Raw genomic sequence first — 17,186 nt, forward strand, 5'->3', positions numbered from 1 at the left:
CAAGGTGCTGGATGTCCAAGGCAATAAACTGCTACGACAGATCGGAGCCGGTCAAGGAGCTGATTGCCCCTCTGCTATCACAGTGGAGCGATCCGCCATCTCCCGGCACCACACTACAGGCGCGGGTTATCACCAGCGGTCAAAATCTGACTCAACTGTAGATCGGTAACGAAAAGATCTGGTTTAAGGCGGGAGAAGGTGCTGCACTCAAACCGGGCAGCCTGGTGCTGCTCCAGACAACCGCCCGCGATAGTCAAACCGTACAACTGCAACCGTTAGAGGGGCCACTGCGCCCCTTCAAACAGATTGAGACCGAAGCTCTGTGCCATATCCTGCCACGCCAGCAGCCGCTGCATGAGGGGTTAGGCCGACTCATGCAGCTAGTTCAGAGCAGGAGGCAAAGGGCGAACAGCCCTACAGCTCCTCAAAATAGGTATAACCACTCAAACCGTGCTTAAATTCGTTATAAAAATAGTGCTGCTGTTCAAGCGGCACCCCACTCTGCTGTAGCAGCTGACGGTAGTGCTCTAATAGCAGTTCACTATCGAAGTGGAGATAGTGGAGCAGCTCCGCAATCGTATCTCCCTGCTGCGTATTGACTAGGCGATAGCGGCCATCCGGCTCCATAGCGACATCAACCACATGGGTGTCGCCAAACAGATTATGGATATCACCCAAAATCTCCTGATAGGCGCCGACCAAAAAGATCGCCAAAATAGTCGGCTTATCTGCCACTAAGGGGGGGAGTAGAATCGCCGGTTCAACCCTGCCGTCATCAATATAGTGATCGATACGGCCATCCGAGTCGCAGGTTAAATCCTCCAACACCACCCGCTGCGACGGTGGCTGCTTCAGACCACTAACCGGCATTATCGGGAAAATCTGCTCAATCCCCCAAATATCGGGCAACGACTGAAAAATTGAGAGGTTACAGAAATATTTTCCCACTAACTGCTGCTGCAGCTGTTGATAAATGTCAGCCTGCAACGGCTGACTTCTGTCGAGCTGCGGCATTAAACGGGCAGCGATCACCCGATAGAGCTGCTCCGCATCGGCTCGCTGCTGCAGAGTGATTAACCCCGGCAAAAAGTGCTGCTGCACACCCTCCATTGCAGTCATCGCATCATAGTGGATATCGACCACAGAGCGCTGCCCTATCTGTTGCAGCGCCTGATATAACTCAAGCAGAGGTTCAGCTGCCCCTGTGGTGATAGCCGGTACGGTAGTGGTATCAGGTATCTCACTATCGATCACTTCGGTTAACAGCAGCGCATGGTGTGCGGTTAAGCCGCGTCCCGATTCGGTTAAAATTTCGGGATGAGGCAGCTGATGCTGTCGACATACCGTTAACAGCGGCTGCACCAACGCTTCCGCATAGTGCTGTAGGGTATAGTTTATCGAGTTATAGCTACTGCTGCGGCTGCCGTCGTAATCGATTCCCAGCCCGCCCCCCATATTAATCGCACTCACCGGTACACCCAGTTTTCGGAGTTCAACATAGAAGCGGGACATCTCTCGCACTGCCTGTTGAATGTCGTGAATATTAGCTACCTGTGAGCCGATATGGGTATGTAACAGATAGAACGACGCTAACTGCTGCTGCTGGCGTAACCGCTTAATCAGAATAAAGAGGTGATCGGTTGTCAGACCAAATTTAGCTCTGGTGCCGCCACTATTCTGCCACTTACCGGCTCCCCGACTGGTTAAGCGTACCCGTACCCCTAGTCGCGGCTGGAGTTGTAGCTTTTGCGCCTCATCCAGTACCAAATCGAGTTCAGAGAGTTTTTCGATAATAAGGGTTACATCAATTCCGAGCTTCAGCCCGATCAATGCCAGGCGAATATACTCCCGATCTTTAAAGCCGTTACAGACAACCCGGCTCCCCGGCTGGCTCAGCCCCAGAACCGCCAACAGCTCCCCCTTACTCCCCGCCTCCAGCCCTAGCCGACCGCCCCCCCCCTGCTGCAGAGCGCGAACCACACTATGCTGCTGATTCACCTTAATCGGGTAGAGCGGCTGATAACATCCTTGATAGCCACTCGCAGCCATCACCTGTTCAAATGTGCGGGTTAGCTGCTGCAGACGATGGTGTAAAATATCGGGAAAACGGATCACAACCGGTAGCTGTAGCGATAACGACTGCAGATCAGCGCAGAGCTCGGTCAGTGTTACCTTCTCCCCTGCACTACCCTGTGGCAGAACAGTTAACTCTCCCTGCGCGTTAACCGCAAAGTAGCCCTCGCTCCAGTTAGCGATGTTATAGTTTTTAGCCGCACACCATGCTGACATCAAATTTGCTATCTACATCCTTCGTGCAATAGCCAGTCGGCTTCTTTTGTTTTTTCAATGAATAAGCGGCATTTGAGCATATTTTTGACTCTTAAGCCGTCCGACATTCTGTCGCTCACACCATTTTCTACATCAACACCAAACGGTTTGACCGTTTCAATTGCACGGTGAATATTGTCTGGATTCAAGCCTCCTGCTAAAAAAACCGGAGATTGGCACTTGCGCACGATTTCCGCGCAATGTTGCCAATTACCGGTTTTCCCCGTTCCGCCTATCCAAGCACTATCTAACAGAAAAGCATCTACCACATCATCGTAGTAGCGAATAAACTCATCGTCACTCATCTGATTTTCTTCAGACTTTTCTGACATTAATTTAATAATTTTAAAATCCCCCCCCATTTTTTCTCGTAGTTTAGTTATTTCCTGACGAGAAATAGGTGCATAGGCTTGAATGGCATCAGCTGCTTTCAATGTAGAGAGAATATCAAGCAATGTATCGCCAGTTAAATCTGTCAGTAGTGTTTTACAAATGTTCGCTGGAAGATAAGAAAAAATATGTTTGAATTTTTCTGCTTTAGCCAGATAATCTTGATCACTAAAAATATGAAAACCTAGAAAATCCGCACCAATAAATGAAGCCTCATAGGCGGCGTCTAAAGATTCAAATTCACATAATTTAATGCGGGTATAGTGTACGCTAAGATCCCATACATGATTCATTAATTGGTATCCTCTCAAGCAGGTTTATTATTGAACTTCTAATGAACACTCTTAAGTATATTAATCAAGCAGCAAAGCAGGGGTAAGACTATCGAGGAAAATTGTCACCTGATCGACGCCTTGCCGCATGACTTCCAAGAACGCAGTACCAATAATAACACCATCTAATTTTTCAAGTTGCTTAAGCTTGCGAATATCATCCGGAGTTCTAACTCCAAAGCCAGCCATTATCTTGATGTCAGAACGATAGGCTTTTGAGCGTCGAATGCACTCGTTCAATTCTGAATGAGAGAATAATTTCGCGCCGGTCATTGATGCTGAAGTTAGATAAACCAGTGGCTCTTTAACCGCACTACCTAAGTATTTCTCCATATCGGCTTCAGTCATTTCCGGATAGACGCATTGAATAAACTCAATATCGTAGCGTTTGGACTGCTCAACATACGGTTTGACATCTTCAACTTCCCATTCAAGTAAAACAGAGTCAATCTTGCCGTACATTTTTTGCAGCAAGATTTCAAAACCCAAGGCATCAACCACTTCTTGATAGACCACGGCAACGGAAGGTTTTTTAAAAGCTTGCAATGTTTCTAGTACGGTTAAAGCGTTTTGATACTGAGAAGCCGTTTGATGGGCAGTGCGGATAATTTGATTGGCAAAATCAGAAAATTTTGAAGTAACGGGAAAAGTCGTTTCAATAATAGTAACGCTGGGATGTTCATGTAAAATATCGAGTATTACATGATAGGTATCAGGATCGGGAAAATTGGGAATAACATAAATCATCAATGCCAAAGCCCCGTTGTCATTAGCTGTTTGAACTGCCTGATGCAATGTTGCCATTTATGACTCCTTATAGAGTGGAAAAACCCTGAAACAGAAGTTCCTTAAAGCAAGCTAATTCATAAAGAGCCAGGCTTTCTATTTCTTGATTAGCGGTTTTCTGTACAATGGTTTCTGTATCTAAAAAATGGTGAAACTGAAACAAATAATCTTGTATAACAAGTTTTTCAAGTTGGATTAAATAATGGTAATTCTTTTGGAAGGTAATATCTTTGTAAATAGGTAATAACCAAGGTGCCGTAGCATACAAAACGAAACTGCTTTTTTCTTTTGCTAAGGCTAACAACCATAATGGAAAAGAAGCGAGCACACCAGTTTCAACAATGAGCAATGGCTGTCCCGTTTGAAGCATATCTAATTGTGCTTTTGATACTTGCCAAAACGCCTGAGGTAAATCAGCATGGGCAAAAAGCTTCTTAATATAATCGTGGCAAAACACATGCAAATCACACTCACCCTGCTGGTTTAACGTGTCGTATAAGGTATCAGCCATCGTATAATAAAATTCAGTATCACCGGCACAATATTTTAGCACTGTACGATTTAATAACAAGGGTTTCAGTGGCGGCAATTGCATTCCTTGATTTTGTAGCCAGACAAAGCCCAAATAAACCAATAAAGTATCGCGCAATAAAAATACCGGAGTAACAGCCGGATGCTGTTGCAAACGAGGCTGCATCCATCGCATAAAGTTTACAATTTCTTGTATGACTGAACGGGTATTTTCTTGCCAAATTTCCATGTCACGCTGATGGGTAAAACAATGCGAAATGTCCGGTAACTGATTACCTTGCTGCAAAAGATAATCAAGATAAGCATTTAAAGAAATTTGTTCGCCTGTGATCTCTGGCGTTTGTTGAAACACTGTAGGTTGCGCGGATTCAGGGCACAAATAAAAAAGACTTTCTTTAGAAACAGCACCTAGCTGTTTTACCACCTTACCAACAAAAGCAGCAAGACGCTCATAGGCATCTTCTGTGCCGACAATGGCATCAATGATCGTTTCGGCATTATCAATCCCAAATGTTTCATCCTGAAGATCGTCCATATATTTTAAGATTGCAGAGGCTTCTTGTCCTAAATTAAATAGCGTATCTTTCGGGCACTTTGCAATATTCGTTTGTTCATATAGCTGGACGCGGGCTTGTGAGTAACGCGTCAAAAAGATCATCTCTTGTTGATTGTCAGGCATTATTTTTCCTGTTTGTTATGTATAAATTCTTATCAGAAATAAGACATTAATCCACCACGACGACGAATATCTAAGGTTGCACAATGAAAACCGCCTAGAAACGGATAATAATTATCAAAAGCACATGGAATAGGCTTTAATCCCCAATTCTTGAAAGCCTTAATGAGCGGCTGTTGATTTTTAGCGACAATAACGCGCTCTTCATCCAGCATCAATATATTGATAGCAATCCACTTACTCACTGCTTGAATGGGATCTTTATTGGGGACAGGCTCAGGGGCTACTAGAATATCCCAAGTTTTCAAGATATCAGGCAATTTTTTTACGTCGATATAATCCTGACTAACCACTACTTTGCCGGGGGCCAAGGGCATAAAGGTCGTGTCGATATGAATAGCTTCAGGATTGCAGGTTTCTAGCACATGGATGTTGTAATCACTACCTAAGTGACGCTCCAACCACAGAATACCTAAATCATTAGTGACATGGCTACGTTGCACAAACAAGTCCCGTCCACAACGCACGAAATCCGCAGCGTCGAATACCGGTTCAAATTCAGTAAGTACGTAACCCATTGGTTCTCCGGCTTCAGGAAAACGATGATCGGTTTTGTATAAAGCATCCGTGAGTTGAGGTTTGGGAGCTGCGCTCCAACGTGCGCCAGCTTTGAGATATTCTTTAAACAGAGAGCGATACGCCCAGGCTTCGAAATAGCGTCCTCGATCCGCCATAGGTGTTTCAATGATTTCGTTACCAATCACGATGAAAGGATCTCGTGGGTTGGCGGCACAAAAACCATGCGCCATGTGCCAATCCGGTGAGGCGTAGGGTCGCGTGTAATCGACAATATCCGGTCGGCGTACCGTTACGCCTTCTGCTTCCAAAATATGAATGAATTCATCCAGTTCTTTTTGAGCGCCATCAATTAAGTGCTGCGGATAAGGCCTGCCAGCACCCGCAGTTCTGGCGGTCAGTTTTTCCCATTCACCGGGCGCAACCGTGTGATCATTGATAACATTCCAGGAAGAAAATACAGCATTTTCCAATCTGCCGACAATGACTTCTTCTAAGGGATCCCATTCAGTATAAGAATTTACCGGGCATGCGGATGTTGTTTGTGCATTATCACTCATTATTTTTTCATCATTATTTATCAAAAATAAAAGGGGGCGGTAGTAATAAACAGGGTATCTAGGTTATCGCCCCCAAAACAGCAACTAGTGGGAGACGGCTATTCAGCTACTTTCAATGCTAAAAAGCGTGGACCACTTTGACGAACAACCAGAACCGGAACAGAGCGACCCGCAGCCACATCACCCACTAGCTCCATAAACGACTCGACCCCCTTCACTTGGCGATTATTAAACTGGGTAATCACATCTCCCTGACGCAGACCAGCACTCAAGGCAACCCCTTCAGCCTTCTCTACGATCACACCGCCACTCTCAATATTGAGCTGTTTGCGCTGTTGCGGGCTCACCTCGGCTACCACTAAACCGACTCTGGCAACCTCCCCTTTCGGAGCCGGTGGTTTAGGTGCCACACGGCTGCGACTAGCGTTCGCCCCCTGTTGGGGTAGCTCGCCTATCTCAACCTTTAAAGCCATCTCTTTGCCGTTGCGCAGCAGTTTTAATTCGGCCCTCTTACCGATCCGAGTTTTACCGACCAGTGGCGGTAGATCGGAAGAGCGCTGTAGTTCAGTACCATTATAGGCAAGGATAATATCGCCCACCTCAAGACCCGCTTCAGCAGCCGGCGAGCCATCCAGTATTTGGGCTACCAGCGCCCCCTGAGGGCGATCCATACCAAACGATTCAGCCAGCTCGCGGGTTACATCCTGAATCAGCACACCGAGCCAACCACGCGCCACAGAGCCGTTCTCTTTGAGCTGCTTGACCACATTTTGCGCCACATCGACCGGAATCGCGAACGACAACCCCATAAATCCACCAGTACGGCTGTAGATTTGGGAGTTAATCCCCACCACCTCGCCGCTAAGATTAAACAGCGGCCCACCCGAGTTACCGGGATTAATCGCCACATCAGTCTGAATGAACGGTACATAGTTTTCAGAGGGCAGGCTACGCCCTAAAGCGCTCACCACACCGACGGAGACCGAGTGATCAAAACCAAAGGGGGAGCCGATAGCCATCACCCACTCGCCCACTTTCAAGTCGGTACTATCACCAAACTTAACCACTGGCAGATTATCGGCATTAATCTTTAGTAGCGCCAAATCAGTCTGCGGATCGGTTCCGATCACCTCCGCCTCCAGCTCGCGCCGATCGCTTAAACGGACTAAAATCGTATCGGCATTCTCGACCACATGGTTATTTGTCAACACGAAACCCTGCTCATCGATAATAAACCCCGAACCGAGCGACTGCGACTCAAAGCCATCGCCGTGACCATCGGGCTGAGGATGAAAATTGAAGTTATCCCCAAAAAAACGCTTGAGCAGATCATCCCAAGGCGTCCCCTTATACTCATTCGGGATCTGAAATAGCTCCACCCCTGAGCGTTTCACCCTCTGGTGGGTACTGATATTGACCACCGCAGGGCTGTTCTGCTCGACCAGTTCGGTAAAGTTAGGTAGCCCTACAGCCGGAAGCGCCGATAGCGGCAGCGCCACCAGTAGCAACATCACCCCGCAACTAAGCAAAAACGAAAAGTAGTGTTGTCGTTTCATCGTCTAAATTTCACTCCTTAATTGAGTTAATTGGCATCAAAAATGGCGTCGGCAGGGAGCGTCGGAGCATCACTGCCTCCAGCGGGAGCCAGCCGCTTAACAGTCGCCCTGCGACACGAACCAAGAGGAGCCCTGCCATCAATCCTAACAGCGCCCCCACCACGGCATAGGGTTCGCTTCCCCCCACCCGTTCACCTATCGCAGCGAAGAGTAGTAGCAAAAGCAGCGGCAACAGATAGAGCAGAAGTGAGCTGAGCAACAGCGTTCGCTCCTCAATACCCACCACCACCTGCTCACCTACCCCCAAACCGAGGGAGTTGCGCACTCGAAAACGACTACTCTGGCCGCCAAAGAGCTTAGCCAGCACCGAAGTGGAACAGCTATCACCGCCACGACAGCTCTGGCAACCGCCCTGCCGCTCCGCCTCTAACCAAGCATACTCCCCCTCTATGTGTGTAATCGACGCCACATTTTCAATCATCGCACTCACCTCAAGCTATTAATTGAGTTGCCACTCTCTCGTCAACATAGTAGTGTTGTCATCAAACTGAAACCTTTGCAACAACATTTTTTAACCCCTACAGAGCAGTCACCTTACCTAATAACCGGCATGAATAATAGTTTTGATGTATTAATTATTGGCAGCGGCGCTGCCGGTCTGACGCTTGCGCTCTCCCTCGCGCGACAGTGCCGAGTTTTAGTACTAGCTAAAGGGGATCTGGCCGAAGGCTCGACCCTCTACGCTCAAGGGGGAATTGCAGCGGTTGATCACCCCGCCGATTCGGTCGCATCCCACATTGAAGATACACTCATCGCCGGTGCCGGATTGAGCGATCCGGTAGCAGTCCACTATGTTGCCGAACAGGGACGACAGGCACTACAGGAGTTAATCGATCTTGGAGTCCCCTTTACCCGTACTGCACAGGAGTTCCACCTAACCCGTGAGGGGGGGCATAGCCATCGACGCATCTTTCACGCCGCCGATGCCACCGGCTACGCCATAGAGACCACCCTGTTACAGCAAGCGAAAGCGTGCCCCCAAATCGAACTGCGCAGCCAGATGATTGCCATCGATCTAATGACAGCACAGAAGCTAGGGGGCAGTGACAATCGGGTACTAGGCTGCTATGTCTATAACCGCCTTACCGATCGAGTAGAGCTCTTTGGTGCCCGCTTCGTCGTCCTAGCCACTGGCGGCGCGAGCAAAGTCTATCTCTATACTAGCAACCCCGATCTCTCCACCGGAGATGGTATCGCCATGGCATGGCGTGCCGGCTGCCGGGTCGCTAACATGGAGTTTAATCAATTCCACCCCACCTGCCTCTACCACCCTAAAGCAAAATCGTTCCTAATTACCGAAGCGCTGCGCGGTGAAGGAGCACTACTAAAGCTCCCTGATGGGGAGCGCTTTATGGATCGCTTTGATCCACGAGCGGAGCTCGCGCCAAGAGATATTGTCGCTCGCGCAATCGACCACGAAATGAAACGGCTTGGAGTCTCCCACCTCTACCTCGATATCAGCCATCAACGAGACGACTTTATTCTCAGCCACTTTCCTACGATCTATCAGCGCTGCCTAGAACTTGGGATCGATATTACCCGTGATCCGATCCCAATCGTTCCTGCGGCACACTATACTTGCGGTGGCGTGGTGACCGATTTGAGCGCCGAAACCGACATTACCAACCTGTTTGCCATTGGCGAGACCGCCTTTACCGGCCTACACGGCGCTAACCGCATGGCCAGCAACTCGCTACTAGAGTGCGTCGTCTTTGCCCACAGCGCCGCCAAAACGATTATGACGCGCCTAGATAGGGTCGCGCCGATCTCCACCCTGCCCGAATGGGACGAGAGCCGCGTTATCGACTCAGATGAAGCGGTGGTAGTTTCACACAACTGGGCCGAACTACGGCGATTTATGTGGGATTATGTTGGGATTGTTCGTACCAGCAAGCGGCTACAGCGAGCCAAAAATCGGGTCGATCTGTTACTAAACGAAATAGATGAGTACTATAGCCACTTTAGAGTCAATAGCGACTTAATTGAGCTGCGAAACTTAACCTTAGTTGCCGATCTGATTATTCGCTGCGCCCTAATGCGCAAGGAGAGCCGTGGCCTACACTACACCCTCGACTATCCAAAAACACTACCACAGGCCAAAAACACCGTTTTACAACAGCCGCCCGCAGAGTAGAGCAGAATCGATAGACAAAAAAAACGGGGCCAATGCGACCCCGAAAAAAGCATCTTGCCGAGTGCACCCAACTGGCAAGATGGTTGTTTGTTACAAACCGTGACCTGATTATTACCAATTTTGACCAACAATGCAACCTTATAAGGTAAAAAAAAAGCCGTTTATAACGACTTTTTTCTATTTGGTGCCGACGGCCGGATTTGAACCGGCACGACTTGCGTCACTACCCCCTCAAGATAGCGTGTCTACCAATTTCACCACGTCGGCATAAATATATCATCACTATTGGCCGGTAGCGGCGGGCTGAGAGTCGTCCGCTGCCGGTAGTGCGGGTGGCATATCGCCCTCTTTCCCCTCCACCGTCGGTGTGACGGGAAGATCTTCCACCCTCCTCTCGACCACTGTCGGCGTATCGCTAACCCTATCCACCACACTCTCCCGCTCCTTACTCCCAGTGGAGAAGTAGGCTAGCGTCAAGCTGGTAATAAAGAAAACAGTCGCGAGAATCGCCGTGGTACGGGTTAAAAATGAGGCAGAGCCCTGGCTACCGAAGACTGTCGATGAGGCACCACTACCAAAAGCGGCTCCCATTTCAGCCCCCTTACCCTGCTGTAGTAGCACAAAAGCGACCAGACCACAGGCGGCCAGAATATGGATAACCAGAATAACCGATTGCATAAGATAGACTATCGATTAGCAGCGCGAGCGATGGTCAGAAAATCGTCAGCCTTGAGCGATGCACCACCGATAAGTCCGCCATCAATATCGTTTTGAGCTAGCAGCTCTGCGGCATTAGCGGCGTTCATACTACCACCATAAAGGATTCGGATCTTGGCGGCGACCGCACTATCTTGCTCGGCAAGGCGCTGACGAATAGAGGCGTGCACCTCCTGAGCCTGCGCCGGAGAGGCAGTTTTACCGGTGCCGATAGCCCAAACCGGCTCGTAGGCGATGACTGCATCAGCCAGTGCCGCCACCCCCTCACGCTCAAGCACCGCCTCTAGCTGCCTAGTCACCACATCGTTAGTGATGTTAGCCTCGCGCTCCTCTAGTGTCTCACCGATGCAGAGGATCGGCACCATGGCGGCCGCACGAACTGCGGCGAACTTCTCTGCCACCAACGCATCGCTCTCACCATAGTAACTGCGGCGCTCAGAGTGGCCAACAATCACATAGCGACAGCCGAAATCTTGCAACATGGCGGCCGATATCTCGCCAGTATAGGCCCCCTTCTCGTGCTGGCTCATATTTTGAGCCCCCCAAGCGATCACACTCCCCTGTAGCTGCTGCTGTAGCTGTGGCAGATAGACAAACGGTGCACAGACAGCCACTTCAGCACAATTGACCTCAGCGATTCCCTGCTTGATACCCTCTAGCAGCGCTCCAACCGATGCTAAAGAGCCATTCATTTTCCAATTTCCTGCTACCAGTGGGGTACGCATGGGTAGATCATCTCCTAAAAATTTGCCGTTGCTAAATGAGCGCGGAATGATAACCGCTCATCGAGCAAGAATCAATCACCAATGTGTGAAATCTGGCCTATTTTTTAGCCCCCGGCGTGGGGGGGGTTAGGGGGAGTTAACGCCCCTTGCGCCGTTTGTCACTCTTTTTGATGTGTTGCACCAGCCGTTGCCGAGTCCGTTGCTGCCGTGGGGTGAGTCGATTTGGCTTATTAGCGTAGGGGTTCTCCCCCTGTTTTAACTCAATCGACACTGGCGTCCCCTGTAGGTGCAACGCCTCACGATAGCTATTCTCCAGATAGCGGCGATAGCTCTCCGGCAGTGCTGCGGTCTGATTACCGTGAATCACAATGACCGGAGGGTTTCGTCCCCCCTGATGGGCATAGCGGAGCTTAATCCGGCGTCCATTCACCAGCGGCGGCGGATGGGCGGCGACAAAGCTCTGCAGCAGCTCCGTGAGTCGCGGGGTGGCCAGATCACGCAAGGCGGCGTTATAGGCCTGACAGATCGAGCCAAATAGATCACCCACCCCACTCCCATGTAGCGCTGAGATAAAGTGACATTTAGCAAAGGAGAGAAAGGGGAGCTTTAGCGTCAACTGATCTCGAATCTGCTGCCTAGCATCGCTCTCTAAGCCATCCCACTTATTTACCGCCACCACCAGCGCCCGCCCTGCCTCTAGCACATAACCGAGCAGATGGGCATCCTGTTCGCTAATCGACTCGTGCGCATCGAGCAGCATTACCACCACGTGGGCATCATCAATCGCCTGTAGCGTCTTGATTACGCTAAACTTCTCAACCGTCTGCTTTACCCGCGCCCGTCGCCGCACGCCGGCGGTATCGATGAGGGTATAGTGCTGACCATCGCGTTCAAACGGAATATAGATAGTATCACGAGTGGTGCCTGGCATATCGAATACCACCACCCGTAGCTCCCCTAGAATACGATTAATGAGCGTCGATTTACCGACATTCGGCCGACCAACCACCGCCACCTTAATCCCCCCCTCGGGATCATCACGCGCCTCACCACTCTCAAGTTGCAGCGCCTCATGCTGTAGCACCTGCGTCATTAGCGAACGCACACCGCGGTTATGCACGGCTGCGATCGGAATCGGCTCGCCCAACCCTAACTGATAAAATTCGACCAACGCCACCTCGGTATCGACTCGATCCGTTTTATTCACCACTAACCAGAGCGGTTTACCAAATTGGCGCAACACCTTGGCAATCGCCTCATCGGCTGCCGATACCCCTTCACGGCCATCGACTAAAAACAGTACCGCATCGGCCTCCTCCACCGCTTGCAGCGCTTGGCGCTCCATCAGCGCGTCGATACTCTCCCCCGAGCCGGTTAAACCACCGGTATCGATCAAGCGATAGGGGCTCTCCCCCACCACACCATGACCATATTGACGGTCACGAGTCAGACCAGGAAAGTTGGCCACCAGCGCGTCACGGCGACGAGTTAGCGCGTTAAACAGGGTCGATTTACCAACATTCGGTCGGCCAACAAGGGCAATCAGAGGCACCATCATTGTATAGACTCCTAGTGTAGTGCCAATAGCACGCCACGCTGATCGAGCGTGTAGAACCACCCTTGCGATGCAGCAACCGGAGCGCTAAAGATAGCCGCTTTACGACTGAAAGGGGCGTTATAGTGGCCCAACTCAGGGACGGCACCCAACCGCTCTAGCAGCCGCCCCCCCGCGATTCGCTGCAACAGCTCGCCTCGTTGCCAAGAGAGCCGAAATAGATCCCCCTCGCTATTAGCAACCACCAGCTCCTCCTCTGAGATGAGCGTCGCCGCGCTCAATCGCTGCCCTGCTAACGCCGCTTGGCGCCACAGCGTCTCGCCATTATTGGCATCGAGACGAAAGAGCTGGCCATCATGGCCACTTAAGAGCAGTGAATGGTTATAAAGTAGCATCGGCTCGGTAGTAAACTCCTTCCGCGACCAGAGAACGCCTGGTTTATCATCCACCCGAATCGCGGCAGTGCCATACTGATAGGCGGAGAGATAGACCACCCCTTCACCCGCCGTGACCACATCGACATCGATCAATCGCTCAATTTCGTTCCGTCCCCGAGAGCTAGCCACATCGAACTCCCACTGCGGTAGGCCGTTATGCGATAGAGCGAGCAGTTTACCGGAAGCGGTACCGATTAAGATTAGCTCCCCGACCACCACCGGTGGCGCTTCCCCGTAGAGGGTGAGGGGGGGGAGCGGCCACTGGTAGCTCCAAGCGATAGCTCCGTTATCGCTATTGAGTGCATACAGATAGCCATTAGCGGTGCGAACGAGGAGCTGCTGCCGATTTAACGCCACCGGCAGCGAAGTCACAGTACCATTCAAGGCTTGTTGCCACAGTAGCTCACCACTAGCAGCGGCCAGCGCCACCAGACCGCCATCACTGCCGAGCAGTAGCCGGCCATCTAGTAGCTGCGGGCCACTATTGACCCGCTGTAGCTCTGGTGCCAGCGCCAGTTTAGCGAGCTGCTGCTGCCAAATCAGTTTCCCATTGAGCCGATTGAGCGCCCAAACTTGCCCGTGATGGCTAGCCAAATAGAGCTGCTGCGCCTCGACCACACTCTGCAACTGCAAGTGCTGTCCGGCCCCCCCTAACCCCAGCTCCCGACTCCAGCGAATATGGGGATCACTCTGTGGCTGTGGCAGTGGCAGACAGCCATTTAACAACAGCACTACCCCTAGGAGTAATACTCTCAACCTGCGCTCTCCTGTAGAGCCAGATCGTCGAGCTTCATCTGCACAATCTCGCGACGCCCGACACTCTCGGCCAACCCCTGTAGCGCTCTAGTATAGGCGGCAGCTGCCTGCTGGCGATCCCCCTTTTGCAGCGCGATATCGCCCTTCAGCTCCTCGACTGCCGCCTGAAATGGCTCGCTAAAGGGGGCCTGTAGCACCTCCTCTGCCTGTGGCACCTGTCCCTGCGCTAAAACGATCCGCGCTAGACGCAGACGCACTAGATCACGATAGGGGGGCTCAGGCTGCTGCGCCAACGCTTGGCGTAGCCCCGACTCAGCCTTAGCCAAATCGCCCGCCTCAACCGCCATTTTAGCCGCCGTTAACGCCCCTAACAGCGCGTAGTGGCTGGAGCCGAACTCCTGCTGCAACGAGCTTAGCTGCGCCTCGGCCCCCTCAGGATCGAGCTGCTGTAGCTGCTGTAACAGGGCAAACCGAATCGACGCCTGCTCCGCCTGCGCTAGCTGCCGATCGATCCAAAACCGATAGCCAAAGACCCCGATTAACAGCAGCGCAATGCCGATAAGCAGCGGCTTGCCATTCTCATCCCACCACGCCTTTAGCGCCTCAACCTGCTCTTCATCACTCTGATACGACTGCACCCTACTCTCCTACAAAAGTTACTCAATTCAACTCTCAATGTCATCTAAAGCCTAGCCAACCTAAGCCAACTGCGACTGTAGCCACGACACCACCGCCGACAGCGTTAACTGCTGCTGTTCGCCCGACTCCTGTAGCGGTTTAAGCGCCAGCTCACCTCGCGCTAGCTCCTCATCACCGACGATGAGCGCCCAGCGGGCACCACTACGATCCGCCTTTTTAAACTGGCTCTTAACACTACCGCCGCCGCAATGGAGCTGTAACCGCAGCGTCGGCACCGCATCACGCAGCTGTTCGGCGAGTGCGACCCCTTGGCGCTGCGCCGCCTCCCCCATCAAAACAAGGTAGAGATCGAGCGGCGGCGGCTCAGGGAGCTGACCGGCCTCATCAATCAGCGCCAGCAACCGCTCCAGCCCGATGGCAAAACCGACTGCCGCCACCGCTCTACCGCCGAGCTGCTCCACTAAGCCATCGTAGCGCCCACCCGCACAGACCGTGCCTTGGGCACCTAAAGAGTCGGTCACCCACTCAAACACCGTTTTACCATAGTAGTCCAACCCCCGCACTAGACAGGGGTTAATTTGGTAGGCAACGCCGCTTTGGTGCAGCAACTCACCTAGCTGCGCGAAGTGCTCCGCCGATTCGCTATCGAGAGAGTCGAGCAAGCGCGGTGCGGCGGCAATGAGAGCCTTCATTGCTGGATTTTTACTATCTAAAATTCGTAACGGGTTGCTCTGTAAACGGCGCTGGCTATCCTCATCTAACTCGCTAGCGTGATCACTAAAGTAGTCGATTAGCTGCTGACGATAGGCCCCTCGCGCCTCACGACTGCCGAGTGAGTTAAGTTGCAAAGTGACCCTCTCTTGCAACCCTAACTCTCGCCACAAGCGACTGCTCATGGCGATCAATTCGGCATCGATATCGGGACCTAACAGCCCAAACACCTCCACGCCTAGCTGATGAAATTGGCGATAGCGGCCCTTCTGTGGTCGCTCATGGCGAAACATCGGCCCCCGATACCAGAGCCGCTGCACCTGATTGACCAACAGACCATGCTGCATCATCGCCCGCACGACACTAGCCGTCCCCTCCGGTCGTAAGGTTAGGCTATCGCCGTTACGATCTGTAAACGAGTACATCTCCTTTTCGACAATATCGGTCACCTCGCCGATGGAGCGTTTAAATAGCTCACTCATCTCCACCACCGGCGTGCGAATCTCCTGATAGCCGTAGCGCTGCAATAGCTGCTGCAAGATCGCCTCTAGCTGCTGCCAGCGACCACTCTGCTGCGGTAGAGTATCGTTCATGCCACGAATGGCCTGAATCGGTTTGGTCATCTCCTCTCCTTATCCCTGCTGTAACTGCTGTCGAATCTGGCTCTCAAGCCTATCGAGCAGCGCCTCATTGCTAACCTTACTGTGCGGCTCCCCCCCCACATAGAGCAGATTAGGCTGCCCCCCCGTGAGACCCACTGCCACCTCTTTCGCCTCCCCCGGGCCGTTCACCACACAGCCGATAACGGCCACATCGAGCGGCTGCTGAATATCCTCTAACCGCTGCTCTAGGGCATTCACTGTCGCAATGACATCAAAATTTTGCCGCGAACAGGAGGGGCAGGCGATAAGATTAATCCCTTTTTGGCGTAACTGTAGCGCTTTAAGCAGTTCAAAGCCGACCTTCACCTCCTCCACCGGATCGGCTGCAAGGGAGATACGAATCGTATCGCCAATCCCCTCTGAAAGCAGGACTCCTAGCCCCACCGCCGACTTTATCGTGCCAGAACGCAAACCACCGGCCTCAGTAATCCCTAGATGGAGTGGCTGCTCAATCTGCCCGGCGAGCTGACGATAGGCTAACACCGTCATAAAGATATCTGAGGCCTTTAAACTCACCTTAAAATTGGCAAAGTTAAGCCTATCGAGAATATCGATATGGCGCAGCGCCGACTCAACCATCGCCTCGGGGGTCGGCTCGCCATACTTTTTCTGTAGCTCTCTCTCTAACGAACCGGCATTCACACCGATCCGAATCGGCACATTCCGATCCCGCGCCGACTCGATAACCGCCCGCACTCGCTCCTCTCGACCGATGTTACCCGGATTAATGCGCAAACAGTCCACCCCATGCTTTAGCACCCGCAGGGCAATCGTGTGATCAAAATGGATATCGGCAATCAGCGGCAGCGTCGCAACTTGTGCCCGAATTTTACCAAACGCATCGGCCGCCTCGGCACTCGGTACCGAGATACGCACCATATCGGCCCCCGCCTCACGCAACCTTTCGACTTGAGCCACCGTCGCCTCAATATCGCAGGTCTCAGTGTTGGTCATACTCTGCACACTAATCGGCGCATCACCACCGACGGCAACCGAACCGACATAGATTTTGCGGCTCTGGCGCCGCTTTATCCAGCTATGTGAACGAACCACAA

General features: G+C 51.8%; 15 protein-coding genes and 1 tRNA gene. 1 reads left to right on the forward strand and 15 read right to left on the reverse strand.

Annotation, left to right across the window (positions count from 1 at the left end; all coding sequences use genetic code 11):
* Positions 1-414: 414 nt before the first annotated feature.
* The 7 genes from D5085_02530 to D5085_02560 all read right to left on the reverse strand — a co-directional run bounded on the left by D5085_02530 (position 415) and on the right by D5085_02560 (position 8,216).
* Complete coding sequence (locus D5085_02530) at positions 415-2,289, reverse strand: biosynthetic arginine decarboxylase (GenBank protein ID QEP42110.1); 1,875 nt, start codon at positions 2,287-2,289, stop codon at positions 415-417.
* Between the two features lie 8 nt (positions 2,290-2,297).
* Complete coding sequence (locus D5085_02535) at positions 2,298-3,011, reverse strand: phosphoribosylanthranilate isomerase (GenBank protein QEP42111.1); 714 nt, start codon at positions 3,009-3,011, stop codon at positions 2,298-2,300.
* Between the two features lie 60 nt (positions 3,012-3,071).
* Positions 3,072-3,854: a hypothetical protein gene (locus tag D5085_02540; GenBank protein ID QEP42112.1), complete on the reverse strand. Its 783-nt coding sequence runs from the start codon at positions 3,852-3,854 to the stop codon at positions 3,072-3,074.
* 10 nt (positions 3,855-3,864) lie between these two features.
* Positions 3,865-5,046: a hypothetical protein gene (locus tag D5085_02545; protein ID QEP42113.1), complete on the reverse strand. Its 1,182-nt coding sequence runs from the start codon at positions 5,044-5,046 to the stop codon at positions 3,865-3,867.
* Positions 5,047-5,078: 32 nt separating this feature from the next.
* Complete coding sequence (locus tag D5085_02550) at positions 5,079-6,179, reverse strand: amidinotransferase (GenBank protein ID QEP42114.1); 1,101 nt, start codon at positions 6,177-6,179, stop codon at positions 5,079-5,081.
* Positions 6,180-6,277: 98 nt separating this feature from the next.
* On the reverse strand, positions 6,278-7,735 hold the full coding sequence (locus tag D5085_02555; GenBank protein QEP42115.1) for a DegQ family serine endoprotease: 1,458 nt from the start codon (positions 7,733-7,735) through the stop codon (positions 6,278-6,280).
* A gap of 10 nt (positions 7,736-7,745) precedes the next feature.
* Positions 7,746-8,216 carry a hypothetical protein gene (locus tag D5085_02560; protein QEP42116.1) on the reverse strand — a complete coding sequence of 157 codons (471 nt, stop codon included), beginning with the start codon at positions 8,214-8,216 and terminating at the stop codon, positions 7,746-7,748.
* Positions 8,217-8,345: 129 nt separating this feature from the next.
* On the opposite strand from D5085_02560, the gene D5085_02565 reads away from it, so the two are divergent.
* A complete protein-coding gene (locus D5085_02565; protein ID QEP42117.1) occupies positions 8,346-9,929 on the forward strand; it encodes an L-aspartate oxidase in 1,584 nt (527 codons plus the stop codon).
* A 182-nt stretch (positions 9,930-10,111) separates the two neighbouring features.
* Here D5085_02565 and D5085_02570 read toward each other — a convergent pair.
* From D5085_02570 to D5085_02605, 8 genes are all read right to left on the reverse strand, one after another.
* Positions 10,112-10,196 (reverse strand) — tRNA-Leu (locus D5085_02570).
* 15 nt (positions 10,197-10,211) lie between these two features.
* Positions 10,212-10,607 (reverse strand): preprotein translocase subunit SecG, encoded by a 396-nt coding sequence (secG, locus tag D5085_02575; GenBank protein QEP42118.1) that lies wholly within the window; start codon positions 10,605-10,607, stop codon positions 10,212-10,214.
* A gap of 8 nt (positions 10,608-10,615) precedes the next feature.
* Positions 10,616-11,371 (reverse strand): triose-phosphate isomerase, encoded by a 756-nt coding sequence (locus D5085_02580; protein ID QEP42119.1) that lies wholly within the window; start codon positions 11,369-11,371, stop codon positions 10,616-10,618.
* A 136-nt stretch (positions 11,372-11,507) separates the two neighbouring features.
* A complete protein-coding gene (gene der / locus D5085_02585) occupies positions 11,508-12,926 on the reverse strand; it encodes a ribosome biogenesis GTPase Der (protein ID QEP45023.1) in 1,419 nt (472 codons plus the stop codon).
* A 14-nt stretch (positions 12,927-12,940) separates the two neighbouring features.
* The gene (locus D5085_02590; GenBank protein QEP42120.1) at positions 12,941-14,119 is read right to left on the reverse strand and encodes a hypothetical protein; all 1,179 of its coding nucleotides are present in this window, start codon (positions 14,117-14,119) and stop codon (positions 12,941-12,943) included.
* The gene (locus D5085_02595; GenBank protein ID QEP42121.1) at positions 14,116-14,757 is read right to left on the reverse strand and encodes a hypothetical protein; all 642 of its coding nucleotides are present in this window, start codon (positions 14,755-14,757) and stop codon (positions 14,116-14,118) included. The genes D5085_02590 and D5085_02595 overlap by 4 nt, the downstream gene beginning before the upstream one ends.
* Positions 14,758-14,817: 60 nt before the next feature.
* On the reverse strand, positions 14,818-16,092 hold the full coding sequence (locus D5085_02600) for a histidine--tRNA ligase (protein ID QEP42122.1): 1,275 nt from the start codon (positions 16,090-16,092) through the stop codon (positions 14,818-14,820).
* Positions 16,093-16,101: 9 nt separating this feature from the next.
* Entirely contained in the window at positions 16,102-17,184 is a 1,083-nt protein-coding gene (locus D5085_02605; GenBank protein QEP42123.1) for a flavodoxin-dependent (E)-4-hydroxy-3-methylbut-2-enyl-diphosphate synthase, read from the reverse strand.
* Positions 17,185-17,186 lie beyond the last annotated feature (2 nt).

Source organism: Ectothiorhodospiraceae bacterium BW-2, assembly GCA_008375315.1.
GTDB lineage: Bacteria > Pseudomonadota > Gammaproteobacteria > Thiohalomonadales > Thiohalomonadaceae > BW-2.

Bases quoted from the DNA above. Each gene is read 5' to 3' on its own strand.
- der (QEP45023.1), bottom strand. From the start codon at position 12,926: ATGGTGCCTCTGATTGCCCTTGTTGGCCGACCGAATGTTGGTAAATCG.
- D5085_02540 (QEP42112.1), bottom strand. From the start codon at position 3,854: ATGGCAACATTGCATCAGGCAGTTCAAACAGCTAATGACAACGGGGCT.
- D5085_02560 (QEP42116.1), bottom strand. From the start codon at position 8,216: ATGATTGAAAATGTGGCGTCGATTACACACATAGAGGGGGAGTATGCT.
- D5085_02565 (QEP42117.1), top strand. From the start codon at position 8,346: ATGAATAATAGTTTTGATGTATTAATTATTGGCAGCGGCGCTGCCGGT.
- D5085_02550 (QEP42114.1), bottom strand. From the start codon at position 6,179: ATGAGTGATAATGCACAAACAACATCCGCATGCCCGGTAAATTCTTAT.
- secG (QEP42118.1), bottom strand. From the start codon at position 10,607: ATGCAATCGGTTATTCTGGTTATCCATATTCTGGCCGCCTGTGGTCTG.
- D5085_02555 (QEP42115.1), bottom strand. From the start codon at position 7,735: ATGAAACGACAACACTACTTTTCGTTTTTGCTTAGTTGCGGGGTGATG.
- D5085_02545 (QEP42113.1), bottom strand. From the start codon at position 5,046: ATGCCTGACAATCAACAAGAGATGATCTTTTTGACGCGTTACTCACAA.
- D5085_02580 (QEP42119.1), bottom strand. From the start codon at position 11,371: ATGCGTACCCCACTGGTAGCAGGAAATTGGAAAATGAATGGCTCTTTA.
- D5085_02600 (QEP42122.1), bottom strand. From the start codon at position 16,092: ATGACCAAACCGATTCAGGCCATTCGTGGCATGAACGATACTCTACCG.
- D5085_02535 (QEP42111.1), bottom strand. From the start codon at position 3,011: ATGAATCATGTATGGGATCTTAGCGTACACTATACCCGCATTAAATTA.
- D5085_02530 (QEP42110.1), bottom strand. From the start codon at position 2,289: ATGTCAGCATGGTGTGCGGCTAAAAACTATAACATCGCTAACTGGAGC.